At 70.3% G+C, this 25076-nt stretch carries 24 protein-coding genes, 1 tRNA gene, 1 other RNA gene and 1 pseudogene; 11 read left to right on the top strand and 16 right to left on the bottom strand.

Annotated features, from left to right (window positions below):
• Window positions 1-30: 30 nt before the first annotated feature.
• On the bottom strand, window positions 31-1692 hold the full coding sequence (locus tag ACIRG9_RS01425; protein WP_402848462.1) for a hypothetical protein: 1662 nt from the start codon (window positions 1690-1692) through the stop codon (window positions 31-33).
• A 140-nt stretch (window positions 1693-1832) separates the two neighbouring features.
• Here ACIRG9_RS01425 and ACIRG9_RS01420 point away from each other — a divergent pair, with 140 nt between their 5' ends.
• From ACIRG9_RS01420 to ACIRG9_RS01410, 3 genes are read left to right on the top strand one after another with little or no spacing between them, the layout of a single operon-like run.
• Window positions 1833-2033 (top strand): hypothetical protein, encoded by a 201-nt coding sequence (locus ACIRG9_RS01420; protein WP_402848459.1) that lies wholly within the window; start codon window positions 1833-1835, stop codon window positions 2031-2033.
• A gap of 2 nt (window positions 2034-2035) precedes the next feature.
• Window positions 2036-3709 carry a class I SAM-dependent DNA methyltransferase gene (locus ACIRG9_RS01415; RefSeq protein ID WP_402848456.1) on the top strand — a complete coding sequence of 558 codons (1674 nt, stop codon included), beginning with the start codon at window positions 2036-2038 and terminating at the stop codon, window positions 3707-3709.
• The gene (locus ACIRG9_RS01410; protein WP_402848453.1) at window positions 3697-4344 is read left to right on the top strand and encodes a restriction endonuclease subunit S; all 648 of its coding nucleotides are present in this window, start codon (window positions 3697-3699) and stop codon (window positions 4342-4344) included. The genes ACIRG9_RS01415 and ACIRG9_RS01410 overlap by 13 nt, the downstream gene beginning before the upstream one ends.
• Window positions 4345-4420: 76 nt before the next feature.
• Here ACIRG9_RS01410 and ACIRG9_RS01405 read toward each other — a convergent pair whose 3' ends face one another.
• The gene (locus ACIRG9_RS01405) at window positions 4421-4663 is read right to left on the bottom strand and encodes a hypothetical protein (protein ID WP_402848450.1); all 243 of its coding nucleotides are present in this window, start codon (window positions 4661-4663) and stop codon (window positions 4421-4423) included.
• 1096 nt (window positions 4664-5759) lie between these two features.
• Here ACIRG9_RS01405 and ACIRG9_RS01400 point away from each other — a divergent pair.
• From ACIRG9_RS01400 to ACIRG9_RS01390, 3 genes and pseudogenes are all read left to right on the top strand, one after another.
• Complete coding sequence (locus ACIRG9_RS01400) at window positions 5760-6641, top strand: replication-relaxation family protein (RefSeq protein ID WP_402848447.1); 882 nt, start codon at window positions 5760-5762, stop codon at window positions 6639-6641.
• Between the two features lie 201 nt (window positions 6642-6842).
• Entirely contained in the window at window positions 6843-7088 is a 246-nt protein-coding gene (locus ACIRG9_RS01395) for a hypothetical protein (RefSeq protein ID WP_402848444.1), read from the top strand.
• 70 nt (window positions 7089-7158) lie between these two features.
• Window positions 7159-8187, top strand: a pseudogene (locus ACIRG9_RS01390) (recombinase family protein); the annotation flags it as partial.
• 18 nt (window positions 8188-8205) lie between these two features.
• On the opposite strand, the gene ACIRG9_RS01385 reads toward ACIRG9_RS01390, so the two are convergent.
• From ACIRG9_RS01385 to ACIRG9_RS01375, 3 genes are all read right to left on the bottom strand, one after another.
• Window positions 8206-8505 carry a hypothetical protein gene (locus tag ACIRG9_RS01385; protein WP_402848442.1) on the bottom strand — a complete coding sequence of 100 codons (300 nt, stop codon included), beginning with the start codon at window positions 8503-8505 and terminating at the stop codon, window positions 8206-8208.
• 256 nt (window positions 8506-8761) lie between these two features.
• Window positions 8762-8834 (bottom strand) — tRNA-Ala (locus ACIRG9_RS01380).
• A 90-nt stretch (window positions 8835-8924) separates the two neighbouring features.
• Entirely contained in the window at window positions 8925-9515 is a 591-nt protein-coding gene (locus tag ACIRG9_RS01375; protein WP_402848439.1) for a YqgE/AlgH family protein, read from the bottom strand.
• A 146-nt stretch (window positions 9516-9661) separates the two neighbouring features.
• On the opposite strand from ACIRG9_RS01375, the gene ACIRG9_RS01370 reads away from it, so the two are divergent.
• Together ACIRG9_RS01370 and mdlC are read left to right on the top strand one after the other, a co-directional pair.
• Window positions 9662-10465 carry an S-methyl-5'-thioadenosine phosphorylase gene (locus ACIRG9_RS01370; RefSeq protein ID WP_402848437.1) on the top strand — a complete coding sequence of 268 codons (804 nt, stop codon included), beginning with the start codon at window positions 9662-9664 and terminating at the stop codon, window positions 10463-10465.
• A gap of 146 nt (window positions 10466-10611) precedes the next feature.
• Window positions 10612-12207, top strand: a complete 1596-nt coding sequence (mdlC, locus tag ACIRG9_RS01365) for a benzoylformate decarboxylase (protein ID WP_402848434.1) — start codon at window positions 10612-10614, stop codon at window positions 12205-12207.
• A 3-nt stretch (window positions 12208-12210) separates the two neighbouring features.
• Here the strand turns inward: mdlC and ACIRG9_RS01360 are convergent, their stop codons facing one another.
• The 10 genes from ACIRG9_RS01360 to pruA form a co-directional block, all read right to left on the bottom strand.
• The gene (locus ACIRG9_RS01360) at window positions 12211-13242 is read right to left on the bottom strand and encodes a hypothetical protein (RefSeq protein ID WP_402848431.1); all 1032 of its coding nucleotides are present in this window, start codon (window positions 13240-13242) and stop codon (window positions 12211-12213) included.
• 41 nt (window positions 13243-13283) lie between these two features.
• Complete coding sequence (locus ACIRG9_RS01355; RefSeq protein ID WP_402848429.1) at window positions 13284-13754, bottom strand: hypothetical protein; 471 nt, start codon at window positions 13752-13754, stop codon at window positions 13284-13286.
• A gap of 119 nt (window positions 13755-13873) precedes the next feature.
• Window positions 13874-14536 carry a hypothetical protein gene (locus ACIRG9_RS01350; RefSeq protein WP_402848426.1) on the bottom strand — a complete coding sequence of 221 codons (663 nt, stop codon included), beginning with the start codon at window positions 14534-14536 and terminating at the stop codon, window positions 13874-13876.
• A gap of 199 nt (window positions 14537-14735) precedes the next feature.
• Window positions 14736-15111, bottom strand: a transfer-messenger RNA (tmRNA) gene (gene ssrA / locus ACIRG9_RS01345).
• A 103-nt stretch (window positions 15112-15214) separates the two neighbouring features.
• Window positions 15215-15694 (bottom strand): SsrA-binding protein SmpB, encoded by a 480-nt coding sequence (gene smpB / locus ACIRG9_RS01340; RefSeq protein WP_402848423.1) that lies wholly within the window; start codon window positions 15692-15694, stop codon window positions 15215-15217.
• Between the two features lie 158 nt (window positions 15695-15852).
• Window positions 15853-16728, bottom strand: coding sequence for a permease-like cell division protein FtsX (gene ftsX, locus ACIRG9_RS01335; RefSeq protein ID WP_402848420.1), 876 nt, complete (start codon window positions 16726-16728; stop codon window positions 15853-15855).
• A 70-nt stretch (window positions 16729-16798) separates the two neighbouring features.
• The gene (ftsE, locus tag ACIRG9_RS01330) at window positions 16799-17479 is read right to left on the bottom strand and encodes a cell division ATP-binding protein FtsE (protein WP_402848417.1); all 681 of its coding nucleotides are present in this window, start codon (window positions 17477-17479) and stop codon (window positions 16799-16801) included.
• Between the two features lie 118 nt (window positions 17480-17597).
• Window positions 17598-18719 carry a peptide chain release factor 2 gene (prfB, locus tag ACIRG9_RS01325; RefSeq protein ID WP_402848414.1) on the bottom strand — a complete coding sequence of 374 codons (1122 nt, stop codon included), beginning with the start codon at window positions 18717-18719 and terminating at the stop codon, window positions 17598-17600.
• A 231-nt stretch (window positions 18720-18950) separates the two neighbouring features.
• Window positions 18951-19469: a PadR family transcriptional regulator gene (locus ACIRG9_RS01320; protein WP_402848411.1), complete on the bottom strand. Its 519-nt coding sequence runs from the start codon at window positions 19467-19469 to the stop codon at window positions 18951-18953.
• Between the two features lie 215 nt (window positions 19470-19684).
• The gene (pruA, locus tag ACIRG9_RS01315; protein ID WP_402848408.1) at window positions 19685-21313 is read right to left on the bottom strand and encodes an L-glutamate gamma-semialdehyde dehydrogenase; all 1629 of its coding nucleotides are present in this window, start codon (window positions 21311-21313) and stop codon (window positions 19685-19687) included.
• A gap of 712 nt (window positions 21314-22025) precedes the next feature.
• Between pruA and ACIRG9_RS01310 the strand changes: the two genes are divergently transcribed.
• Window positions 22026-23357, top strand: a complete 1332-nt coding sequence (locus ACIRG9_RS01310) for a hypothetical protein (protein ID WP_402848405.1) — start codon at window positions 22026-22028, stop codon at window positions 23355-23357.
• A gap of 32 nt (window positions 23358-23389) precedes the next feature.
• Here the strand turns inward: ACIRG9_RS01310 and ACIRG9_RS01305 are convergent, their stop codons facing one another.
• Window positions 23390-23899, bottom strand: a complete 510-nt coding sequence (locus tag ACIRG9_RS01305; RefSeq protein ID WP_402848402.1) for a DUF6912 family protein — start codon at window positions 23897-23899, stop codon at window positions 23390-23392.
• Window positions 23900-24104: 205 nt separating this feature from the next.
• On the opposite strand from ACIRG9_RS01305, the gene ACIRG9_RS01300 reads away from it, so the two are divergent.
• A complete protein-coding gene (locus ACIRG9_RS01300) occupies window positions 24105-24332 on the top strand; it encodes a helix-turn-helix transcriptional regulator (protein WP_402848399.1) in 228 nt (75 codons plus the stop codon).
• A 102-nt stretch (window positions 24333-24434) separates the two neighbouring features.
• Complete coding sequence (locus ACIRG9_RS01295; protein ID WP_402848397.1) at window positions 24435-25025, top strand: Rv3235 family protein; 591 nt, start codon at window positions 24435-24437, stop codon at window positions 25023-25025.
• The last annotated feature ends 51 nt before the right edge of the window (window positions 25026-25076 follow it).

Here is a 25076-nt window from a genome sequence, read left to right as displayed (position 1 = left end):
GGCGACCATGGGCACGCTTCTGTATGGCTGCTACTTGCGCCACCAACTGGGGCGGCCGCGCATACCGTGGTGCCAGGCGTCGGCCTGAAGTCGGGTCGCGTCGATGGCCTGCTGGTCGCGCTCGGAGCGGTACTCGCGGTGGGGCTGATGCGGGCTCCAGTCGCCGATGAAGGGCCGTAGGTCATCGGGTTTGGGTTCGATGTCGAAGTCGATGCCAGCGAGGGCTCCGTCGCCGCAGGTGGGATCAAGGCGGGCTGCCGCGGCTCGCGCCCAGCCGATCCATCGGGCACGGTTGTCCAGTTCGTCCGGCCTGTCAGAACCGGCTACTTCGAGGGCATCGCAGAAGGCGCGGATCTCGTTGGCGGAGATCCAGGAGTCGTAGGCCCGCCGGAACTCCTTCTTGCGTAGAAGTTCGACGGCCTGGGGACGAGCCTCGTCGAGGGCCGCTTGCCAGCGGCGACGCTCATCTGCCCGCTTCCTCTCTTGCTCAGCAACGTATTCGTCGTGGGCACGCTGAGCAGCCCGCTTGGCTTCCTCGTCGGCGGCGATGCCGGCTTCGACGTCGCGGATAATGCGGGGAAGGCGTTTCTCCAAGAGGGTGCGCTTGTCGTCGGCCCAGCTGTCCTTCTTGTCCCAGCCAGCGCGGGCAATTTCCAACCGCAGCCGTCCGGAGGCGACCCGGTCGGTCTTGAGGAGCATCATCCACCGGTTGCGCCGCAGCTGCCGGGCCTCCTGCTCGATGGGCACGTGGGGGATCTCGTCGTACTCCTCGATCAACCGGACTCTGCGACGGGTCTTGTCGACTTGGAGGTAGACCGACGGGTTCTTCGTCTTGGTGTTCACCCCGACCCGGTGGCTCCGCCGTCGGGCTTTGGCGGCGAGGCCACGGATCAGGTCCAGCGCCCGAGGGACAGATTCCTTCGTAACCTCCAGTCCGGCCGGGTTCTTCTCCAGCGCGGCGAACACGAGGCCGGGATCGGTGGTGACGCGGCGTGTGTTGAGCCGGATCCGGTTCCAATCCCTGTCGTTCGGGTCGTCGTCGCTGGATAGCCGGATGATCAGGTCCCCGGCGGCGCGGCCGGTGTGCTTAAGGTGGAAGCCGGCGGGTACAAGGCCGTGCTGCTTGGCCGCGTGGATGACCCGCCGATACAGGGCACGCTCCTCGGAGTCGGGGCTCTCGACTCGCACGGTTCCGCCCTCGGCCCGCAGGCGTTCCACGAGCAGCCAGGCCTGCTCGACTGTTGCGGTGGTCGGAGGCTGCGGCGAGTCGGCCGATGTGGCGCCGCCACCGGCTGGCGACCGGCTTGAAGCCGACCCACTGCGGTTGGAGGTGATGGCGGTCCGGGTGCGCTGGCGGGGTGTCGCCCTGCCGGGCGAGAGCCGGTCGGGGTGGTCGGGGTGGATGCCGTTGTCGAGGTAGAAGCGGCCGGCGTCGGTGATTTGGGCCCGCCACACACCGCCCCGGCGGCTGATGTCGACGAGCCGGCGGGTCTGCAGTGCTCGAGCCGAGTGGCGCTGGTCGAGTCCGTCGGGGCCGCTGAGGTCGTCTCCGTCGCCGATCCGCCGCAGCAACAGCAGTTGGTGTTCTTTCAGCGGATCCCATATCTGCACGCCCTCGACCTTCGACTGCCAGGGCCTGATCCGCAAGGATCGACACTCTTGCGCGAGTTTGAGCTGGCCTCCCTTGCCCACGATGGGATACCACCGCCCTTCGCCGCTACGCCCGAGCAGCGGCGAAACAGATGTCCGCGTATCATCGATACGCGCTTCGTTCGTCGGGCTGCTGCCCCTAGCTTCGAGTGCGACAACGAAATCTCATAGGAGGAGGCAGCATGGCGGCGAGGCTGGCGCAGCTGGGCGGTGATCTCCCCGGGCCGTACATCATGGGTGCGATTCTGTTACCGGTGCTGTTCCTTGGCTGGGTCATCATGAGCGAGCGGCGGACCCGTCACCTCACGCAGCTGATCCGCGCGGTGCGGGGATCGGTCCGCCCGGGAGGTAGCTCCCGTGGCAGCAACCGAGAGGGGCGCTGACCATGTCCAGGGTGGAGCAGCTGATAACAAAGGAGGAGGTGGCTCACGCCGCAGCCGTCACCACCCAGGCGGTGAGCAACTGGGCGCGTAGGCACCCCAAGAACTTTCCTCAGCTCGTTCGGCGCGGATCCCAGGATGGCTACCTGACGTCGGCGGTGGCGGCGTGGCTCGATGACCGCCGGATCCCGCGTCCAGCGTTGCTGCCCGGTGAGCGTCTGGGAACGACCTACGGGGAACGGTTCCGCTCCGCGGTCGGGTATCCAGTACCACCAGCTACCGTTGATCCAATGCCTGAACCGGCGGCGGAGTTACTCGACGAGCGGTTGTGGTCGCCCCTGGAGCGGCTGCTACGCAAGAGCGAGGTACCGGCAGTCTTCGAGGCCATCGTCCTGTCCCTACTGCGCCTGCGAGATGCCTCCCCTGTCGACTGGGCGGCGATATCGAAATCCTCCATTGACACGATTCACGGTGTTGTCACTCAGGCATGGCAGCGGCAGGCGGCGCCCCTTTCGACTGCCACAACAGTCCTTCGAGACGCTCCAGCAACCGTCTACGGACGGCATCAGCTCCTCAACATCGTTCGCATCCTCGACGACGTCCGGACACCCGGCGACAAGGTGTTCGAGTACCTGCTCGACCAGTTCGCCAGGTTCCGCCACAGCAGCCCAGACGAATACCTGGTTCCGGCTGGGCTGGCGAGTCTGATGGTGCGGATGGTCGATCCCGCACCCGGGAGCCGCGTGCACGACCCTTGCTGCGGCCTGGGAAACCTGCTGGTGGCGGCGGGGAAACATATGACGCGCATGGCCGGATCGGGTTCACCAGTGGCGCTGACCGGACGGGCTGCGACGGCCAGGACCTGGAGCCTCGCCACGATGAACGCCGCAATCCACGGCATACGGATCGACCTCGGAGATGGGCCGCCGTCGGACCCCGGGGAGATCGACGCCGAACCGGGCCGGTTCGACGTCGTGCTGCTCAACCCGCCGTTCGGCATGAGGAACTGGAGCCTTCCCACGGCCCGATCGGCACGCCCGTGGCCGTACGGCGAGCCTTCCCCGCACAACGTCACCATGGCCTGGTTGCAGGCGGCGGTCGAGGCGCTCGCGCCCGGCGGCCGGGCTGCCGTGATCATGCCTTACAACGCCACGTTCGCGCTCACCGTCCGGGAGCGGGAGATCAGGGGGGCGATGGTCGAGCGTGGAGCCGTTCGCTGTGTTGTCGCGCTGCCCAGTCACCTGTTCCGCGAGACCACGGTCCCGGTAACAGTGTGGATCTTGGCTCATCCTGGCGACACTGCAGGCGAGGAGGTTCTCTTCGTCGATGCGCGGGGAGCGACTCGCAAGATCGGCCCTACCCACCGAGTGTTGACAGAGCCCGGCTGCCAAGCAGTCCTCGACGCGTATCAAGGATGGATGAACAAGACGGCCGCCCTCCCGATCGCGACGGAAGACTTCGCCGCCACCACAGCGACGGTGACGGCGATCCGGGAGCACAGCTACGACCTTCAGCCCAGCACCTATCTAAATCAGCGTCGGCAAGTCGTGACCGACCGGCGAACCTCGCCCACGCTTCCCGCATTGCGAAGCAACCTGGCCCGGCTGGACGACGAGGCCAGAACAGCCGACCTGACCCTCGACCGCTGCCTCGAAAGGTTGGTGTCGTGGACACGCTGATTGGCCCCGTCCCGGATGACTGGCAAACGCGGCAGCTTGGCGAGTGCTGCGACGTGCAACCAGGCCCATCCGGCACCACGTTGAGTTCCTCCGCGTACGTGATCGGAGGTGTCCCCGTCGTGAAGGCCGGCGACATCGGCCCCGAGGGGATTCTCTCCAGCGTCAGCGTGGACGAGGAAACCGCCAAACGCCTTCGGCCACGGTACGAGCTTTGTTCCGGCGACATCGTGTTCGTGCGCATCGGTAGAACAACCCGGCACGCGACGGTGACCGAGCGACAAGAGCGCTGGCTACTCGGCGGCTCCTGCATCCGCATCCGCGCAAAGCAAGACATCTCCGCGGACTACCTCGCCTGCTACCTCACTCATCCGGCGGTGCAGGAGTGGCTGGCCGAGTACACCCAGCGCGGAGTGCTGCCGACACTCAACGGGCGCAAGGTCCGGGAGATGCCGCTCGTGCTGCCCCCCGCAGCCGTTCAGCAGGGCATTGCCGAGATCGCCAGGGCCATCGACACAAAGATCCGCGCGCACAAGGACGTCATCCAGGCCACCCGAACGCTGCGCGAACTACTCATTCCGCAGATGCTCACCGGCAATCCTGTGCTGCCGGAAGCAGCCGCCAGTAGAGACGCGTGAGGACTTCGGCCACAAGGAAGTTACGGCGGAGCCCGGCTGGCGGGGGCATCGGCGCGCTTGATCAATGCGCCGATGACTACGTGAGGTTGGGGTGCGTCGAGTCCTTTAGCGGCACCTCGACGTAGGCGTCCACCTCAGCCACACCGGTGCAGCCCGTATCGGCCCGGGTCGGGCACGGACGCAGCTCCTTCGTCCGGTCGGCGCTCAGCACGGCGTCGGCGGCCGGACTGGCCTCGTACCGACCGCACGCCGGGCAGGAGACATACTGGGACCGCCGGATCCAAACCCCTGTCGGTGCGTCCTGCTCATCGAGGGTCATGATGCCGAACGTATCGCATCTCAACTGGCACGGACAGGCCGCCACTTATCTACGAGCGGCCGACCAGCGTCTCACATTATGAGAGACTGAGAGATTTCCTCAAGATCCTTTGGCCTGGATGGGGCGGGACTGGAGCGGTCTGTTGCACACCATGGGTGGACGCAGGTCAACAGAGGCGAATGTTCAGCGCTCCGGCCAGCGCTTCGGGCTGGCCAATCGTACTTGACCGGCGTGTTCCGCTGATGCGCAATAGAGGCACGTCCTCGTGCGGCGACTGGCCACCGGGCCGACCAGCGTACGGGCGGTCGCTCCCGGGTGGAGCGCTCGCTGTCGTCGCGGTCCTCGACCGGTCGTCGGCGTACGAGCTACCTGACGGGAGGTCCCCGATGAAGGATCTGGTTCCGGCGAGCTGAGCCGGCCCATCGTGCTGGACGCGTTGACGCGCGCCGCCCGGTAGCTGCGGTCCCGCCCTTCGCCTGGGCTGAGACCGGGTGGTCCGCTGGGTCGTTCTCTCGCCGTTTGTCGAGCAACGGTCACCCATGGTCGTAGGTTTCACGGCCGTGGCGATGGGTGATGTCCGCTTCCACCTTGGCCGCCCGGCTCCGCCGGGGATGGCCGCGTTCTTTGACAACTACACAGCGACCAATGCCCGCTGCCCCCGGTGCCGTCTCGCTTGCCGGGTGAGACAGGGCCGTGCCCAGATCCTGGCTGGCCCGAGGGGTGGCGGCGACACCACCGGAATGATCTCGACCCTGCGGACCGTCGACCCGGCGGTCCACTCTCGCTACCCCTTCCACAAGGAGTCTCGTTGCTTCTCGCTCAACTCTCCGACCGCCGGCACCGCCGGCCGGCTCGACGTCGCGGGCCGGTGCTGACAGAACCCGTCTTGATCCCCGTTCGGGGGTCAGGGTCGGCGTCCGTGTTGACGTCAGTGTTGAACCTGACCCCCGAACGGACCCCCGTCCCCACCTCACAGTGCAGGTCGCTCCAGCTGTCACCGGCTGCCACCTGTCCTCCGACAGACCCTCCACGTCTCGGGTCTCTCCCCCAGGGGGTGCGTCATCCGCATCCGCTTGAAAGGGGGTGACCGCCGCTGATGGTTGATCCTGTGCTTCGGGTCCAGTCCCAGCTGACCGGACGGGACCGGGTCCTGCTGGGCTGGCTGTACGACCACGGCGTGCTGACCTCGTTCCAGATCGCCCACGCCCTGTTCCCGTCGCTGGACTTCTGCCAACGGCGGCTACGCAAGCTGCACCAGTTGCGGCTGGTGGACCGGTTCCGGCCGCAGCGGCCCGACGGCGGCTCCTACCCCTACCACTACCTGCTCGACCAGCTCGGCGCCGACGTCGTCGCCGCGGACCGCGACGAGCGCCCACCCCGCCGCGACCACGCCCGCATTCAGCGGCGGCGGTGGACCTCCACCCGGACACTGACCCACCGGCTCGGGGTGAACCAGTTCTTCACCGACCTGGCGGGCTACGCCCGCACCCGCCCCGACACGGAACTGGTCCGCTGGCTACCCGAGGCCGCGTGCGCCTGCCCCGGCGCGTTCACCCGACTCGACGACCCCGCTCTGGTCCGCGCCTACCAGCCCCGGGTCCGACCCGACGGCTACGCCCTGTGGGCCGAACACGGCCGCCTGGTGCCGGTGTTCGTCGAGTACGACACCGGCGGGGAACAGCTCGACGTGCTGACCGGCAAACTCGCCGGCTACCGGGACCTGTTCGGCACCCTCGGCCAGGTCTGGCCCGTGCTGTTCTGGCTGCACTCCACCACCCGCGAACGCAACCTGCGGCTGCGGCTGGCCGACGAACCCACCGGGCTGCCCGTCGCGACCGCCGCCCGGGACTACCCCACCACCGCCGGCCTGAGTCCCGCCGACGCCGTCTGGGCCACCGGCGGGCCGCATCGGCTGCGCCTGGCCGACCTGGCCGACCTGGCCCTCCACACCGACCACCACCGCGACGCCGCCGACTGACAGCACCGCCGGTCTGTCACGGACCTGTCGACAGCCCGCCGGCAGCGGCTGACAGATCACCGAGAGATTGAAGTCCCATCCGCTGACAGATCACCGAGCTACCCTCCCCGCCCGACTCGACGGGCTGCAATTCGAAGGAAAGGAGCAACGGATGAACGGAATCCTCCGACCCCAGCCGGCTTTCCCGCTTTTCGGAGGAACGTGGCCCACAAGCCGCACCACGAAAACGACGTCCGGAGCTATCCTGACGCACCACATCCCGGTACCGCCACCAACAACGGCGGTGCGAAAAAACCCCGCACCCGCGCAAAGAATACGGCCATTCCGATCCGGATCGCGCGGATCGAAACCGTACCCATGACCCCCGCCGAACTCGACAACGCCGCCGAAGCACTCGCCGTCCTACTCAACCACTTCATCGACGACCACCCCGACCTCTTCCCGTAACCCGCCCTGCCGGTGGCGGCCCGCCCGGCCGCCACCGGCACCACCCCTCCACCGCGAAGGACACCACCGCATGACAGCCCCACCCCTCGCCCCACCCAAGCGGCGCGGCCGGCGCGCCCACCAACCCACCCCAGCCGAACGGCCTACCGGCCCGTGCCGGGTCTGCGTCTACATCCGCCGCTCGACCGACGACGAACACCAACCGTTCTCCCTCGACGCCCAACGCGCCGCCCTGGAGAAATACGTCACCTCCCAACCCGGGTGGACCATCGTCGCCGAATACGAAGACGACGCCTCCGGCGCCACCACCCACCGACCCGGTCTTCGGAAAGCACTCCACGCCGCTAAAGCCGGCCTCTACGACGTCCTACTCGTCTACCGACTCGACCGATTCAGCCGCAGCGTCGCCGACCTACTCGACCTCATCAACATCCTCGAAGCATCCGGCGTCCGATTCTCCTCCGCCACCGAACCCGTCGACACCGGCGGACCCTTCGGCCGCATGATGCTCCAACTCCTCGCCGTGTTCGCCGAATTCGAACGCAACATCATCATCGACCGAGTGAAAAGTGGCATGACCGCGAAAGCCAGCAAAGGCAAATGGGCCGGCGGCACCCGCCCCTACGGCTACCTCGTCAACCCCGACCACCGCCTCGTCCCCCACCCCGACGAGGCACCCATCCTCCGCGACATCTTCCGCCTCTACACCCGCGACCGCGTCGGCACCCGCGCCATCGCCACCATCCTCAACGAACGCGGCGTCCCGAACCGGACCGGGAAGAAGTGGTCCGGACACACCATCAACCGGATCCTGGACAACCCCGCCTACGTCGGGGACATCGCCTACCGCGACGTCTACGTCCCCGACGCCCACGACGCGCTGATCGACCGGGACACCTTCCAACGCGCCCAGGACATCGCCGCAGCGCGCGGCGACGTCCAAACCCAGCGGGCGATGTCCGACTCGGACTACTACCTCACCGGCCTGCTGACATGTCCACGCTGCGGACAGCGCTACATCGGCACATCAGCGAGGGGACGGACACGGCGTTACCGCTACTACACCTGCTTCACCCGCACCCGATACGGCAAACACGCCACCTGCGACGCACCCCGCCTACCCGCCGACGACCTCGACAACGCCATCCTCACCGCGCTGCACGACTTCTACACCACCGCCGAACCTGTCCTGACCGCCATGATCGAACGCGCCCACGCCCAACGCGCCGCCACCACCGACGACCGAGGCGCTGAACTCACCGCCCTCGCCCACCAGATCACCACCACCGAGGCTGCCATCGACCGGTATCACACCGCATTCGAGAACGGCACCATGGACGACGCCACCGCCGGCCCCCGCATCCGGGAACTCCGCCAGCAACTGGCCCAACTCCACACCCGCCACGCCGAACTCCAAGCTGGTCTCGCCGCCCAGCCCGCCCCACCCGCACCCAGCACCATCGCCCTGATCCGCGACTACCTCACCGCGATCATGGCCAGCGGCAGCGACACCGAACGCAAAGCCGCCATCGAGACCCTCATCGCCGAAGTCCAGCTCACCGACCAGGGAGTCGTACCCGTATTCAAGATCCCCACAGACACGATGATGCCCCCGCCCGAAACGGACGAGGGCATCTCGACGGGGTCACCGGTTCGCACAATGGTGCGGTCGGTGGAGCCGAGGGGACTCGAACCCCTGACCCCCACACTGCCAGTGTGGTGCGCTACCAGCTGCGCCACGGCCCCTTGCTGTCGTCCCCGGTCACCCGGGCACGCAGAGAACTATACACACGCCGGCCGGCATGGTCATCTCGCGGGGGGCACCCCGGGCCCGGGTCAGTTCAGCGCCACGTCCGGCGGGAAGTGGGCGACCGCCGCCATCATGCCGCCCTGCCTGCGCAGCACCATGGGCCAGAGGTCGTCCGGCCGGTCGACGAAGGCGTCCCCCGGGAGGGCGTCGAGGACGAACCAGGACCCTTCCTCGATCTCCTGCTCCAACTGCCCGGCCCCCCAGCCGGAGTAGCCGGCGAAGACCCGGATCCCGCCGATCGCGTCGCGCAGTCGGTCCGGGTCGACGGAGAGATCGACGGTGCCCACCGCGCCGGAGACCCGGTGGAAGCCTTTCACCGACTTGATCGGTTGCCGCATCCGGGCCAGACAGATGGCCGCGTCGGGTTGCACGGGGCCGCCCTCGAAGAGCACGGCAGGGTCGCGAGCCAGTTCGCTCCAGTCGCCGAGGACGTCCGCGACCTGCACCTCGGTGGCCCGGTTCAGCACCACGCCGAGCGCGCCGCCGGGCTCGTGGGCGACCAGCAGGACGACCGTACGGTCGAAGTTCGGGTCCTTCAGCGCCGGAGTCGCCACCAGCAGCCGCCCGGTCATCGACTCCATGGCTCGGCCACCGATCGCCTGTCCCTCACCCTGCATGTCCGGCACCCGTCAGCCGTACTTCGGATTCGACGCCGTCGATCAGCCGCGCTGTCAACGCCATGCAACGCACGATAGCCTGCAGCCGGCTTGCTGGCTAAGGTCTGATCGGCAGGTGATCGCGACCGGAGCGAGGGAGGGCCGGGATGGGTCCCACGGCGGAACTGGCGGTGATTGGCGGGTCGGGCCTGTACGCCCTACTCGACGGCGCTACCGAGCACGTGCTGGAAACTCCGTACGGGCCGCCGTCGGACGCGGTCACCATCGCCGAGGTGGGCGGCCGGCGGGTGGCGTTCCTGCCCCGGCACGGACGCGACCACCGCTACCCGCCGCACCTGATCCCCTACCGGGCGAACCTGTGGGCGCTGCGCTCTCTCGGCGTACGCCAGGTGTTCGCCCCCTGCGCGGTGGGTGGGCTGCGGCCCGAGCTGGGCCCGGGCACGTTCGTGGTGCCGGACCAGCTCGTCGACCGCACCAGCGGGCGCACCCAGACCTACTACGACGAGGGCGCGGTGCACGCCCCGTTCGCCGACCCGTACTGCCCGACGGGACGGCGGACGTTGCTCGACGCGGCGGCCGGGCGCGACGTGCCGGCGGTGGACGGCGGGACGGTGGTGGTGATCGAGGGCCCCCGCTTCTCCACCCGCGCCGAGTCACGCTGGTACACCTCGATCGGCGGCACGGTGGTCAACATGACCGGCCACCCGGAGGCGGTGCTCGCCCGCGAGCTGGCTCTCTGCTACTCCTCGATCGCGCTGGTCACCGACCTGGACGCGGGCGTCGAGGCCGGCGACACGGTCACCCAGGAGGAAGTCTTCCGGGTCTTCGCGGAGAACACCGACCGGCTGCGCGGGGTGCTGCTGGACGCGGTGGCCGCGCTGCCGGCCGAACGGGCCTGCCCGTGCCCGCACGCGCTCGACGGGATCAAGCTGCCCTTCCCGCTGCCCTGACCGTCGCCCACTTCCGTGGTACCACCTATTACCACGAACCCGGCAAGCACCCGAAAAGTCAGCTGATGCCCGATACATTCGGCTTGCCGGAGAGCTGATCACCTAGCACCGTCTCCGGCCTCGGCGACGACGGAGGCAGCTCGGCGATGGCAACGGTCCGCGACACCACGTACGACCTGCTCCGCGACCTGGGCCTGACCACCGTCTTCGGCAACCCCGGCTCCACCGAGGAACCCTTCCTACGGGACTTCCCGGCCGACTTCCGCTATGTGCACGCGTTGCACGAGGCGTCGGCGATGAGCATGGCCGACGGGTACGCCCAGGCCACCGGCCGCCCCGCGCACGTCAACCTGCACACCGCCCCGGGCACCGGCAACGGCATGGGCAATCTCGTCACCGCCTGGCACAACAAGACCCCGCTGATCGTCACCGCCGGCCAGCAGACCCGGCAGATGCTGCTGCTGGAGCCCCGGCTGGCAAGTCGCCGGGCGGCCGAGCTGACCCAGCCGTACGTCAAGTGGGCCTACGAGCCGGCCCGCGCCCAGGACATCCCGGCCGCCTACATGCGGGCGTACGCCACCGCGGTGCAGCCCCCGGCCGGGCCGGTCTTCCTCTCCCTGCCGATGGACGACTGGGACCAGCCCGCCGACCCGCCCCCGCAGGTGCGCACGGTGGCCACCCGGTTCGCCCCCGACCCGGACCGGCTGCGCGACTTCGCCGCCATACTGGCCACCGGCCGCAGCCCGGCGCTGGTGCTCGGCGCGGCGGTGGACCGGGCCGACGCCTGGCCGGCCGCCGTGGCGCTGGCCGAGCGGCTGGCCGCCCCGGTCTGGGCCGCCCCGGCCCCGGAGCGGGCCGTCTTCCCCGAGGAACACCCGCAGTTCCGGGGCGTCCTGCCGTACGCGATCGGGCCGCTGGCCGAGACGCTGCGCGGGCACGACACGGTGCTGGTGGTCGGCGCCCCGGTGTTCCGCTACTACCCGCACGTACCGGGCGACTACCTGCCGCCCGACGCGCGGCTCCTGCACGTCACCGACGACCCGGACGAGGCGGCCCGCGCCCCGGTCGGGGAGAGCCTGCTCGGCGACCCGGGGCTGGCGCTGGCCGGCCTGGCGGAACTGCTGCCGCCCGCGGACCGGCCGGCGCCACCCGCCCGACCGGCCCCGAAGCCCCCGGCGGTGGCCACCCCGCCGAGCGCCGACGCGCTCTTCGCCGCGCTGGCCGGGCAGTGGCCGGCCGACGGGGTGCTGGTGCAGGAGTCACCGTCCAACCTGGCCGCGCTGCGCCGCCGGCTGCGGATCAGCCGGCCCCGCTCGTACTTCACCATGGCCAGCGGCGGGCTCGGGTTCGGCCTGCCGGCGGCGGTCGGGATCGCCCTGGCCGAGCGGGACACCGGGCGCGGTCGGCCGGTGGTGGCGGTGATCGGCGACGGCTCGCTGCACTACTCGGTGCAGGCCCTGTGGACCGCCGCGCAGCTGCGCCTGCCACTGGCCGTGGTGGTGCCGGTCAACCACCAGTACGCGATCCTGAAGGCGTTCGCCGAGCTGAAGCACACACCCGGGGTGCCGGCGTTGGACCTGCCCGGACTGGATGTGGCCGCGGTCGGGCGCGGCTACGGCTGCGCGGCGGAGGTGGTGGAGTCGCTGGACGGCCTCGGTGCCGCGCTCGCCACCGCGCTGGCCGCCGACCGGCCGACCGTGCTGCCGGTGCCGATCAGCGACGAGGTGCCGCGCATCCTCTGAGTCTCACTCCCGAACCGTGACGGGGGTGCCCAGGCGTACGTCCAGCACCGTGCGGTTGCCCAGCGGGGCCTTCAGGGTCACGCTCAGCGGCTTGCTCACCGCCACGGCGATGCACGCCTGGCCGGAGGTGGTGCGCCCCGCGCCGAGCACCACCACGTCGTCACGTTCCAGCACCAGGGGGGTGACCGAGGTGTCGCAGGCACCGCCGACGACCGGGTAGTCGAGCCGAGCCCCGTCGATCCTGCTCAGGTTCTCCACGCCCGACAGCTCGGCGGGCGGCTGCCAGGTGGGGGCCACCGCCTCGGGTACGGCGCCGATCGCGGCCGGGGCGACGGCGAGCCGGGCCACCGGCGCCCGTAGTTCCGCCACGGTGAACAGCCAGGCCGGCACGTCGGCCGTGCCCCGGCTGGTCCGTACGGCGGCGCTGCCCAGCTTCACTCCGGTGACCGTCAACGACACGCAGGGGCTCTGCGCGTGGGTGGAGATCGGAGCCTCCGGCCCGGGGCGGGTGGGCAGCAACCCGTCCGGACCGGGTTCGATCGTCGGCCCGCCGACCTTGGGCCGCCCCGGTCCGGGCGTCGCCGCGGGCAGCTTCGGCCGGCCCGGGCAGGCCGGCGGTTCTCCCCGGCCGAGCTGGGCGTACGCCTCGGCGGCGCTGACCAGCGGCACCCGCAGCGTGCCGTCGGGGAACCGGATCGTCCCGCCGGCCGGCGTGGCGGTCGGCAGCTCGATGTGGTTTCGGTACCAGCCGGAGCCGAAGGCCATTTTGGTCTCGTCGGTGAAGCCCGGGTCGCCGATCAGCACGGTGGCGTCCTGCAACGGCACGTAGCCACCGCGCCACGTCCCGTCGGGCCGCCAGGCGTCGGCGACCTCCTCGGCCCGCTGGTAGAACGCCTCCCAGCGGCCGTCGACGCCTTCCACTCCGGACGGCAGCGGTGTGACCGCGGGACCCACCCGGGTCGGATCCGATCCCGCCCGGGCACAGCCCGCGGCGACCAGGAGGGGCAGGCAGAGCAGGGCGATCGAGCGACGCATGTCTGTTCTGACGCCGCTTCCGCCGCGCCGGTTCCCCGGGCTCAGTCCTCCCCGCCCAGGTCGGCCTGGTACGCCTCCCAGAGCAGGTCGGCGCCGCGTCGCCGGTGCCGGTCGAGGGCTTCCAGCAGCCGTCCGACCCGCTCCCGCAGCTCCTCGGCGGGCACGGCGGGCAGGGTGGCCGCCTGCTGCAGGGCGGCGATGGTCGCGGTGATGGCGGTGTGCTCGACGGTCAGCCGTCGCACCCCACGATCCAGCCGGGGCGCCTCGTGGATCAACGCGGCGTAGAGGCCGGTGGGGCCCTCGGTGACCCGGACATGTTCGGCGAAGCCCCGCCGGACCGGGCTGAGGTGGAGGATCAGCCCCTCCCGCCAGCGCGGTTCCCCGGCCGGCGCGGCGAACGCCCGGGCGAGGGCGTGCACGTCGCCGAGAAAGCTGGGCCGCGGCTGACGCGCGGCAGGGGGCCGGACCGCCCCGGCGACGGTGGACGGCTGCTGGATCGGACCGGTGACCATGGGCACCTCCCGCGCTGCTGCGCTACCGCGTACGCCGATGGTGAACCCGTACGCCGGGGGCTGTCCAGGTCCCGCTGGCGCCTCATTCGTCCCATTGGCCCCAGCAGACCCGCCAGCCCCTACCGACCCAGCGGGTGGTCCGCCATCGTGCGCAGCTGACCGGCGAGGAGATGCACGTCGGCGTCCGTGCCGTAGTTCGGCCGGCCGGCGGTCATCGCGTCGGCGAGCGCCCGCAGCTGGTACGGCGGCAGGGTGGCCAGCCCCATGCCCTGCAACGGAATGGTGACCCGGCGGCCGGTGTCCCGGTCGTGGGCGACCACCGTCGACGCCGGCACCACCGCGTCCCGGCCGGCCTGGTAGGCGATGGTCCCGCCGTCGACGTCTGCGGTGGCCAGGTCCACGGTGCGGGTGCCGAACGCGCCACGCACGGAGGCCCGGGTGCCGTCCAGCCAGGCGGCGGTGCGCAGCATCCGCAGCAGCAGATAGAGCCCGAGCAGGACGAACGGCAGCCCGCACAGCCCGACGAACCGGATCGGCCCTGGCCCGGCGGCGGCGTCGCCGTGCAGCTCCGGCGGGAGCATGCCGGGCGGCAGGTCCCGGGCGTCGTCGTACGACGGGAAGGGGTCGCCCTGGCCGGTCAGTCTGGTCAGCAGGCCGTCGGCCATCATCGGCAGGAGCACGAAGATCGCCCCGAAACCGGTGAACACGACCGCCACCACCGCGGCGAAGGCCCGCTGGCCGGGTCCGGCCCCCACGGAGAGTTGAATCCTCTCGTTCGTCACAGCGGGCAGCCTAGACCCGCCGCGCACTTATGTCCCCGGGGCACATCGGCTGGTCGCGACCCGGCGCGGCAGCAGCAGCTCGGCACGACCGGCCCGGCAGCAGCTCGGCACGACCGGCCCGGCAGGGGCCGTCGGGCGCCACCGAAGGGAGCGCACAGAAAAAGGCCCTGAGAGTGTCGGACACTCTCAGGGCCTTTAACGGTGGAGGTGCCGGGAATCGAACCCGGGTCCTTCGCCGCCTTGTCAGGGCTTCTCCGAGCGCAGCTCGCTGTGCCTCTACTCGGCCCCTCCGATCACGCGAGCGAGTCGGTGTGACGGGCCCAGTCGCTGATTAATCTCGCCGCACGGACCCCGCGACCGGGTCCGATTGGCCAGCCCTCTAGCTGATGCCGGCTAACTGGGTCGAAGGCTCTCCCAGGCCGACAGACTTGCTACTCGCCTCAGGCGGCGAGAGCGAAGTCAGCGCGATTCTGCTTGGCGCTTATTGTTTTCCGACGAACGATTCACGAGACGACGTCGGCTTCCTCGGCTCGCTTCCCCTGCCGCAACGCACGAAGTCGAAACCAGTCACCCCCTCGACGGCTGCCCCTGTCGGCAGCACCACCAAGCCTAACGCCTGGCGCAACCGAATTCATTCCGAGGTCGGCCGGAGCCCGACACCGGGACAAACCGGTCGTTTCACTCAGCCATGCCCTTGCCGCGCCGGCCCACCGCGCGGGTGATCTCCCGCTCGGCGTCCCGCTTGGCGAGGTCCTGACGCTTGTCGTACGCCTTCTTACCCCGGGCCAGGCCGATCTCCACCTTGGCCCAGCCGTCGTGGAAGTAGACCTGCAACGGCACCAGGGTGAGACCGCTCTCCCGGGTCTTGCCGACCAACCGGTCGATCTCCAGCCGCTTGAGCAGCAGCTTCCGGGTCCGCCGTGGCTCGTGGTTGGTCCAGGTGCCCTGCGTGTACTCCGGGATGTGCATGCCGTGCAGATAGAGTTCGCCGTCACGTTCCTGGGCGAACGCGTCGACCAGCGAGGCCCGCCCGGCCCGCAGCGACTTGACCTCGGTACCGGTCAGTGCCATGCCCGCCTCGTACGTGTCGAGGATGGCGTAGTCGTGGCGCGCTTTCTTGTTGGAGGCGACCACCTTGCGGCCCTTTTCCCGTGGCATCGGTGCCACCTCCCTTCCGATCGGTCCGCGGCCGGCCGCCGCGGAGCGGGATCATGCTACCGGAACCACAAGGGCCCTCCCGCGCCGTTTATTCCGGCGCGGGAGGGCCCTTCGAGAGCCGTCGCGGTGACCTAGAACGTGTCTTGCGGAGACATTCCCTAGACCCGCAGGTAGAAGCGGAGCGTGATCCAGGCGGTGATCGCGGTGACCACGCCACCGATGCCGGCCATCAGCGGGAAGATCAGCAGGATCTCGGACCAGGAGATCGGGCTGATCAAGCCCTCCAGAGCCGAGAGCGACCCGCTACCGAAGACGAACTTCCCGGCGATCAGCCCGCCCAGGGCGAGGATGGAGCCGATCAGGCCGGCGACCACGGCTTCCAGCACGAACGGCGCCTGGATGAACCAGTTGGAGGCGCCGACCAGCTTCATCACCGCGACCTCGCGCCGCTTGCTGTACGCGGCGACCTGGATGGTGTTCGCGACCAGCAGCAACGCGGCGGCAGCCATCACGACCGAGATGAACAGCGTGAAGTTCTGGATCCCGGTGAGCACCCCGAAGACCTTGTCGAGCAGCTTGCTCTGGTCGACGATCTCGTCGACCCCCTCGGTGGCCTTGTACTGGTCGTAGATGTCCTTGTACTGCTCCGGATTGTGCAGCTTGAGCCGGAACGACTCGGGCAGCTGGTCCGCCTTGACCGCGTTCACCAGGTCGGGAGCGTCGGCGTACATCTTCTGGAAGCGCTCGTACGCGTGCTCCTTGTCGACGTACGTGGAGTCCTTGACCAGCGGGTCCGCTTTCAGCTTGGCCTCGAGGTCGTCGCGCTGTTGCGGCTCGACGTCGGTCTTGAGGAAGATCGAGACCTCGACGTTCTCGTAGTAGAGCTCCTTCATGTCGCCGACCTTCTGGTAAAGAAGGCCACTGAAGCCCAGCAGGAACAGCGACACCGTCATCGTGATGATCATCGCGATCGTCATGGTGACGTTGCGCCACAGTCCGACCAGTACCTCGGACAGGACGTACTTCATCCGCATCGGGAAATTCCTCCGGCTCTCCGGCGTGAGGTGTTCGTCGTCAGGATCTACGGATCGTCAGGAGGACGGCTCAGCCGTAGACACCGCGGTGCTGGTCGCGCACGATGCGGCCGCTCTCGATCTCGACGACCCGGCGGCGCATCTGGTTCACGATGTTGGAGTCGTGCGTGACCATCACGACGGTCGTGCCCGTGCGGTTGATCCGGTCCAGCAGGCGCATGATCTCGATCGACGTGTCCGGGTCCAGGTTTCCGGTGGGCTCATCCGCGAGCAGGATCAGCGGCCGGTTCACGAACGCCCGGGCCACCGCGACCCGCTGCTGCTCACCACCGGAGAGCTCGTGGGGGTAGCGGTGCTCCTTCCCACCGAGACCGACCAGCTCCAGCACCTCGGGAACGACCCGGCGGGCAACCGCCTTGGTCTTGCCGATCACCTCCAGGGCGAACGCCACGTTCTCGTAGGCGGTGCGGTTCGGCAGCAGGCGGAAGTCCTGGAAGACACAGCCGATGGATCGCCGGAACTGAGGTCGCTTCCAGGATCGCATCGACGTGACGTCCTTGCCGTTGACGACGACCCGCCCCTTGTTGGGGTGGACCTCGTGCAGCAGCATCTTGATGATCGTGGACTTGCCGGAGCCGGATGGACCGATGAAGAAGACGAACTCGCCCTTCTCGATCGAGACGGACACGTTGTCGAGCGAAGGCCGGGACGCCTTCGGGTACGTCTTCGTCACTTGCTCAAGCTGAATCACGGGTCGTGAGTCTACGCGGTGTAACCGGAGAGCCAAGCCCCCCGCCCCTCCGAAGCGAGTCGCGCCATCGATTCAGCCGGTCAGGGAGAGATCGATGACGCGGTGCGTCCAAGAGCGATCACGCACCGTCAGCGATCAGCTGCTGCTGCTTCCGCCAGCGGATACCAGCCTCGATGAAGCTGTCCAGCTCACCGTCGAAGACCGCGGACGGATTGCCCGTCTCCTGCTCGGTACGCAGATCCTTCACCATCTGATACGGGTGCAGGACGTACGAGCGCATCTGGTCGCCCCAGGAGCCGGCGGCCTCGGTCTTCAGGCCCTGGAGCTTCGCCTGCTCCTCCTGGCGCTTGCGCTCCAGCAGCCGGGCCTGGAGCACCCGCAGCGCGGAGGCCTTGTTCTGCAGCTGCGACTTCTCGTTCTGGCAGGTGACCACGATGCCGGTCGGGATGTGGGTGATCCGGACGGCCGAGTCGGTGGTGTTGACGCTCTGCCCGCCGGGGCCCGAGGACCGGTAGACGTCGACCCGCATCTCGTTCTCGGGGATCTCGATGTGATCGGTCTGCTCGACGACCGGCAGCACCTCGACGCCGGCGAAGCTGGTCTGGCGGCGGCCCTGGTTGTCGAACGGGCTGATCCGCACCAGCCGGTGGGTGCCGGACTCGACACTGAGCGTGCCGAACGCGTAGGGCACCTTGACCGTGAAGGTGGCCGACTTGAGGCCCGCCTCCTCCGCGTACGAGGTCTCGTAGACCTCGGTCGGGTAACCGTGCCGCTCGGCCCAGCGCAGGTACATCCGCAGCAACATCTCGGCGAAGTCCGCCGCGTCCACGCCGCCCGCGCCGGCCCGGATGGCGACCAGCGCCTCCCGGGAGTCGTACTCGCCGGAGAGCAGCGTGCGGACCTCCATCTCCTCGATGGCCTTGGTCAGCCCGGTGATCTCCGACTCGACCTCGGCGAGCGTGCCGGGATCACCCTCGGCCTCGGCGAGTTCCAGCAGCACCCCGGCGTCGTCGAGCCGGGAGCGGAGGCTGCCAAGCTTGCTGATCTCGCCGTTGACGTACGACAGCTGCGACGTCACCTGCTGTGCCTTGGCCTGGTCGTCCCAGAGGTCGGGCGCGGAGGCCTCCTGCTCCAGGCGGGCCTTCTGCTCGCGCAGCTTGTCGAGGTCGAGCACGGCCTCGATGTTGCGCAGGGTGGCGTCGAGTTCCTTGAGCTGTTCGGCGTAATCGGCAGCGGTCACGACTGACAAGCGTACTGCGCGGGCGAGGAGTGAGCTTGCGAGCCCCGCGGTCGCCGCGCGAAAGTCAGCACAGCGCGGGCGACGAGCGAGCCTACAAGCCCCGCGGTCGCCGCGCGAAAGACGGCACAGCGCGGGCGACGAGCGAGCCTAGAAGCCCCCGGTCGCCGGGCAAGAGAGGGCACAGCAGTGCCCCGGGGCTGCTCAGCACCCCCGGCCCGACCCGCTTCCGGGTCACCCGCCGACTGGCGCGGCCTTGAGCCAGGACAGGGCCGCCCGATGGTAGGCGACGGCGAACTCCAACGCGCTGGCGTCGTAGTTGTCGCCTTCCTTCTTGGCGTTCTTGACCTGCTCGCGCGCCGCCGCGAGGGCCTCGGTGTGGTACTCGTTCGCCGTGGCGTACAGGCTCTTGAGCTGGTTCTGCGAGTGCAGGCTGCCGAACGCGATCCGCAACGCGACCGGGTTGCGGATGGTGTCCTTGCCGGGATTCTCGGCCAGCCAGCGGGTGAATGTCCGTTTTCCCGCCGCCGTGATCGCGTACGGCTGGCTCATCCGCGGCCCGGGCTTACCCAGCCGCACCAGGCCCTTCTCGGCCAGTACCGGAAGCTCCCGGTAGACCTGACTGCGGGTCATCGACCAATACGGCGCCAGTCGGCGCTCAGCGGCGGCCATCAGCTGGCCGCCTGTCATCGGGCCCTCGTGCAGCAGCCCCAGCAGGGCCGCTGCTGTCGGGTTGACTCCGGTTTCCGCCATGCCCTCTAAGCTGCCACTTTGCCCGACCCGGCGTCCAGGATTTGCCATTTTCGCCGCCGGTTGGGTCGTCCGATGTGCACTGTCGGTGGACGACAGTCCGCCGGGGACGCCGGAACGCGTCGCCGGATGTCACCGATGGTGACCGTCCGGCGCGCCTGGGCGGCCCGGCCGGGCCGCCGGTGACGCTCCACGCGCCACCGGCGGCCGTCGCCGGGTCAGCCCATGTGCGGGTACGTGTGGTCGGTCGGCGGGACGAAGGTCTCCTTGATCGTCCGCGGCGACATCCAGCGGATCAGGTTGTGCCAGGAGCCCGCCTTGTCGTTGGTGCCGCTGGCCCGGGCCCCGCCGAACGGCTGCTGCCCGACCACCGCGCCGGTCGGCTTGTCGTTGATGTAGAAGTTGCCGGCCGCGTACCGCATCTTCTCGGCCACCTGGTCGACGATCCGGCGGTCGGTCGCGAAGATCGACCCGGTCAGCGCGTACGGGGCGATCGACTCGGCCTGCGCGACCGCCTCGTCGAAGCGGGCGTCGTCGAAGACGTGCACGCCGAGGATCGGACCGAAGTACTCGGTGGTGAAGGTCTCGTGCGCGGCGTCGGAGCACTCGAACAGGGTGGGCCGGACGAAGTAGCCGACCGAGTCGTCGGCGGTGCCGCCGGCCAGCAGCTTGCAGCTGTCGTCGCCGTTGATCAGCTCCAGCGCGGCGGTGTGCCGGCCGAACGCCTTGTCGTCGATGACCGCGCCACCGAAGTTGCTGAAGTCGGTCACGTCGCCGTAGGTCAGCGAGTCGGCGGTGGCGGCCAGCCGGTCGCGCAGCCCACCCTCCCAGATCGACCGGGGGATGTACGCCCGGGACGCGGCCGAGCACTTCTGGCCCTGGTACTCATAGGCGCCCCGGATCAGCGCGGTGTGCAGGGCGTCCACGTCGGCGCTGGTGTGCGCGACCACGAAGTCCTTGCCGCCGGTCTCCCCGACGAGTCGCGGGTAGCCCCGGTAGCGGCCGATGTTCTCGCCGACGGTCCGCCACAGGTGCTGGAACACCTTGGTCGACCCGGTGAAGTGGATGCCGGCCAGGTCCGGGTCGGCGAGCACGACGTCGGAGACCTCCTCGCCGCGCCCGGTGACCATGTTGATCACGCCGGGCGGCAGGCCGGCGGCCTCGAAGAGCCGCATCGTGAAGTGCGCGGCGAACTGCTGGGTCGGGCCCGGCTTCCAGACCACGGTGTTGCCCAGCAGGGCCGGCGCCGAGGGCAGGTTCCCGGCGATCGCGGTGAAGTTGAACGGGGTGATCGCGTAGACGAAGCCTTCGAGCGGGCGGTGGTCGAAGCGGTTCCACACGCCCGGCGAGGACATCGGCTGCTCGGCCAGCAGCTTGCGGGCGAAGTGGACGTTGAACCGCAGGAAGTCGATGAGCTCGCAAGCCGAGTCGATCTCGGCCTGGACGGCCGTCTTGGACTGGCCGAGCATGGTGGCCGCGTTGAGGGTGTCCCGCCACGGGCCGGCGAGCAGGTCGGCGGCGCGCAGGAAGATCGCGGCGCGCTCCTCGAACGGCAGCGCCCGCCACATCGGAGCGGCGTCCTTCGCGGCCTTCACCGCGGCACGGGCGTCGTCCTGGTTGGCGTGCCCGGTGACGCCGAGCACGTGCGCGTGCTTGTGCGGCTGGACCACCTTGATCGGCTCGCCGCCGGCCATCCGCTGCTCGCCGGCGATGGTCATCGGCAGCTCGATCTGCTCCGCGGCCAGTTCGACCAGCCGCCGCTGGAGCCGCTCCCGGCCGGCGCTGCCGGGCTCGTAGGTGTGAACCGGCTCGTTGCGCGGCTCGGGTACGGAGAACACGGCGTCCATCACGGCTCCTGTGCGATCTCGACAACGGTGGCGAAACCGGACCCGCGGGCACCGGCCGGACGACCAGGTGCCGGGCGCCGCGCGGCGGACCGGTCGCGGCGGCGGGACCTGGGCCGATTCTTTCATGCGACGCCGCCGGCTCACCCCTGCCGCCCCTCGACCAACCACCTCCGACCACGGTGGCGCGGCGGGTACCAGGACACACCCGCACACACCGGACCGTAGGCCGGACCCCGCCCTGATCCGACGAACCCTCAGCCAGCCTCCCCCCTCACCTACGATCCGTCACCCCACCCCCTCCGCCCGCCCCACCCCGCTCGGCCCGCCCACTCAACCCCTCGGCCCGGCCACTCACTCCCTCGGCCCGGCCCACTCCGGGATGCCTCCCCGGCGGCGCAACACCGCCCGCGCCCCCACCATCGGCCCGCCCGCCTCGCCCCCTCGGCCTGGCCACCTCGCCCCTCGGCCCTGCCCGCCTCATGATCAACTCGATGTGCGGCAAGAGGTGGTCTCGTCATCGGATTTGACCCCCACATGCCGCACGTTGAGTCGATCAAGCCCTGCCCTGAGGGAGCCCTGTCCTGAGGCAAGCCCTGTCCTGAGGCAGGCGCGACAGCGGACCTCAATGGCGCCTCGGGTGGCGCGTACCCTGGGTGACCGGTGACCTCCCCCGGCCCGTCGCGGCCGTCCGGCGTCCGTCGAAGGGAAGACGATGAGCAACCAGTCCGGCAGCTCCACGGCCGCGGAGCCGGACCAGCCCGACGTCGCCCCCGCGGCGCCGGAGCAGCCCGCACCCGGCGCGCCGGAGCAGCCGGCACCCGCCTCCTCCGTGGCGGCGGAACACCCCGCACCCGCCGCCCCCAGCAGCCCGGAGCGGCCAGCGTCCACCTCCGCCGAGGCGGCGGAACAGCCCGGGCACGCCTCCCCCAGCGCCCCGGAACGGCCGGCATCCACCGCCACCGAGGCGAAGCAGCCGGCACCCGCCCCGGACGGCGCGGCGGCCCCGACGCCGGACGAGGCCGGGCGGCCGGCGTACGTCCCCGGCGCACTGGTGCTGGCGCTGGTGGCGGTCGGCTGGCTCACCGCGATGCTCTGGTCCACCCGGGAGGCGATCAACAGCGCCGCGGCCGGCGTCACCGCGATCAGCCTCTCCGCGTACGCCCTGCCCGGCGTCATCACCGCCGCGCTGGTCGCCGGGGCCGCGGTCGCCCTGTCGGCGACCAACCCGCTCCGCCGGACCACCCTGCGCTTCCTTGCCGCCGTCGGCACCGGCCTGCTGGTCGGGCTCGCGGCCGCCGTGGCCACCAACCTGACGTACGCCGACAACGCGACCACCAACACCATCGCCGGCACCACCATCGCGGCGGCCATCATCGGCGGCGCGATGGCCGGCGCCCGCAACGCCCGGGTGGTGGGCGGCCTGGCCACCGCCACGCTGGCAGCGCAGGTCTTCGTGGTGCTGTTCAGCCGCGCCCGGGACCCGCTGTCCGGCCTGTTCGGTGCCGGAGACACCCAGCAGTCGATGCTCGACGCCGCCAAGTGGGTGTCCCGAACGGAGTCGCTGCTCGCCGGGCTGATCGCCGGCATGGTGGCCTTCGGCTACCTGACCTGGGCCCGCCGCCGCGCCGCCCGCCGGAACGGGTCCGCGGCCGACGGCTCCAGGACGCGGCGCGGCGTCGGACCGGCCCTCGTTCGACACGGAGCGGAGCCCGGCGGCGCGGAGGCCGAATTGTCGCCGCCGGCCGAGCTGGAGTCGTCGGCGCTGCGCTGGCCGGCGTACCTGATCGCCGGGGCCGGACCGGGGCTGCTCCTGCTGCTCACCGAGGTGATCATTCGAGTGGGTGGGCGTGGCCTGCTGGACCTGGCCGCCGCCCTCAGCGAGGCGGACCAGGTGGCGCAGACCGCGTTGGGCACCTCACGGATCGACAACGGCATCTGGGTGCTCTTCGTCGGAGCGCTCACCGCACTCGTCGCGTTCGGCCGTACGCTCGGCCCGCGTCCCGTCCTCGAAGAGGACGAGCCGGCCGAGGAGGCGGCTGCCTGACCGGGTGCCGGCCCTCCCCGCCGGGCGACGGTTCAGGAGAGGTCGCGCAGCAGCAGGTCCAGCTCGGTCGCGTCGTACCACTCCAGTTCGTGATCCTCGGCCCCGTCGACCGTGAACTGCGCGTCCGGGTCGCCGGCCCGGGCGTCGGCGACCACCTCGGCGGCCGCCGCGACATCGCCGACCGCCTCCGCGCCGTCCACGTGGATCGCGGCGACCGCGGCGAGCGGCACCGGTCCGGTCAACCGGACGACACTGGAGCCGAGCTCTCCGCCGACCCGGCCGACCGAGGACGCCGGCAGATCCGCCGAGACGACCACCCGCCGCCGGGGCGCGACCGGGTCGGCCCGCAGCAACAGCAGCGCGTCCTGGGCGGTCCGGGTGAAGGCGACGTACTCCAACTCCTCCTCGTCACCCTCGGCGTACCACTCGCGCAACTCCGGGGTGACCGCGTGCGCCTCGTCGGCGGCCAGCCCCGGCTCGCGCAGTCCCGCCAGCATCGGTACGGTCGCCGGCACGTACACCCGGACAAGCTCCTCGGCCACCGGTCTCTCCCCTGCTCAGGCCCAACCGGCGAATGCCGGCTCCGGGCGCCGATCATGCCGTACGCCGTGACCGTCATACACCGCACACCCGCCCGGGAGAAGTCCCCCACCGGTGTGTCCCGTTGCGAATCGTCGCGACGGAGGCTGGGGCGGGACGGCCAGCGGTGGCAAACTTAGGCAAACGAAGCTGACCGGGAGAGTCACCATGGAGCCAAGGTTCCTCCTGCTGTCCGACGTGGCCGCCGAGCTCAACGTCTCTGACTCGCAGGTCTACCACATGGTGCGGAGTGGCGAACTGCCCGCGATCAAGATCGGCGGCCGCGGGCAGTGGCGGGTGGAACGGGCCCGCCTGGAGGAGTACATCCAGCACAAGTACGCGGAGACCGCCGAGTGGGTACGCGACAACCCGCTCGCCGACCGCGACCCGGAGTGACCACCCGATTCCGCTGCGGCATTGACGGCCGGCGCCAGCCTGACCGAGAATGAGAAACAGTCGGAGGCAAACGAAAGCAAACGCAGCGAAAAGGGGTTGAGGATGACCGACTCCCGCCGGCCGCTGGCACCGCGCCCCCCGGTCCGTCTCCGGCCCGCCCCGCCGATCGACCCGCCCTGCGTCGACGAGGGCTCGCCCTGGGGCAACGTCGACCAGCTCACCCTCGACCTGTTCGACTCTCGCCGTCGAGACTCCGGCCGACCCACCGGCCGTTCCGCGGACGTCCGGCCGGCGCCGACCGGGCCGGGGCGGCGCACCGACGGCCCACCGGCGGCCGCCCTGGTCACCGCGACTCCCGAGGCCACCCGGGCCGCCTTCCGCTTCGTCCGCACCTTCCTGGAGATCGTCAACGGCTACCGCCCGCCCGGGCAGCTCCGGCCGCTCTGCGTGCCCGATGCCGGGGCCCAGGTGACCGCCGAGCTGGCCCGGGCCGCCCGCCGGGTCGGCCCCGTACGCCGCCGCTCCGCCCGACCGGTCCTCCAGCTCCGCCGGCTGCGCGTGTGCGAGCCCCGCGCGGGCGCGGTCGAGGCCGCCGCCGTACTCGCCGGGGCCGGCGGCGCCAGTTGGGCGATCGCCCTGCGCCTGGAACATCGCCGGGCCACCTGGCTCTGCACCACCCTCGACGTCCTCTGACGGCTCGCACAGGCGCCGCCGGCTGGTCCCTCTTCACCGCTCGCCGCCCGG

Origin of the sequence: Micromonospora sp. NPDC093277, assembly GCF_044765245.1 — a bacterium.
Lineage (GTDB): Bacteria > Actinomycetota > Actinomycetes > Mycobacteriales > Micromonosporaceae > Micromonospora.
This window is presented reverse-complemented; position numbering and strand designations above follow the sequence as displayed.

Excerpts from the sequence above, each read along its gene's own strand:
- ACIRG9_RS01370 (WP_402848437.1), top strand. The coding sequence starts at position 9,662 with ATGGGTCCCACGGCGGAACTGGCGGTGATTGGCGGGTCGGGCCTGTAC.
- ACIRG9_RS01420 (WP_402848459.1), top strand. The coding sequence starts at position 1,833 with ATGGCGGCGAGGCTGGCGCAGCTGGGCGGTGATCTCCCCGGGCCGTAC.
- smpB (WP_402848423.1), bottom strand. The coding sequence starts at position 15,694 with ATGCCACGGGAAAAGGGCCGCAAGGTGGTCGCCTCCAACAAGAAAGCG.
- ACIRG9_RS01300 (WP_402848399.1), top strand. The coding sequence starts at position 24,105 with ATGGAGCCAAGGTTCCTCCTGCTGTCCGACGTGGCCGCCGAGCTCAAC.
- ACIRG9_RS01405 (WP_402848450.1), bottom strand. The coding sequence starts at position 4,663 with ATGACCCTCGATGAGCAGGACGCACCGACAGGGGTTTGGATCCGGCGG.
- ACIRG9_RS01400 (WP_402848447.1), top strand. The coding sequence starts at position 5,760 with ATGGTTGATCCTGTGCTTCGGGTCCAGTCCCAGCTGACCGGACGGGAC.
- ACIRG9_RS01415 (WP_402848456.1), top strand. The coding sequence starts at position 2,036 with ATGTCCAGGGTGGAGCAGCTGATAACAAAGGAGGAGGTGGCTCACGCC.
- mdlC (WP_402848434.1), top strand. The coding sequence starts at position 10,612 with ATGGCAACGGTCCGCGACACCACGTACGACCTGCTCCGCGACCTGGGC.
- ACIRG9_RS01355 (WP_402848429.1), bottom strand. The coding sequence starts at position 13,754 with ATGGTCACCGGTCCGATCCAGCAGCCGTCCACCGTCGCCGGGGCGGTC.
- pruA (WP_402848408.1), bottom strand. The coding sequence starts at position 21,313 with ATGGACGCCGTGTTCTCCGTACCCGAGCCGCGCAACGAGCCGGTTCAC.
- ftsX (WP_402848420.1), bottom strand. The coding sequence starts at position 16,728 with ATGCGGATGAAGTACGTCCTGTCCGAGGTACTGGTCGGACTGTGGCGC.
- ACIRG9_RS01310 (WP_402848405.1), top strand. The coding sequence starts at position 22,026 with ATGAGCAACCAGTCCGGCAGCTCCACGGCCGCGGAGCCGGACCAGCCC.
- ACIRG9_RS01320 (WP_402848411.1), bottom strand. The coding sequence starts at position 19,469 with ATGGCGGAAACCGGAGTCAACCCGACAGCAGCGGCCCTGCTGGGGCTG.
- ACIRG9_RS01375 (WP_402848439.1), bottom strand. The coding sequence starts at position 9,515 with ATGCAGGGTGAGGGACAGGCGATCGGTGGCCGAGCCATGGAGTCGATG.
- ACIRG9_RS01360 (WP_402848431.1), bottom strand. The coding sequence starts at position 13,242 with ATGCGTCGCTCGATCGCCCTGCTCTGCCTGCCCCTCCTGGTCGCCGCG.
- ACIRG9_RS01295 (WP_402848397.1), top strand. The coding sequence starts at position 24,435 with ATGACCGACTCCCGCCGGCCGCTGGCACCGCGCCCCCCGGTCCGTCTC.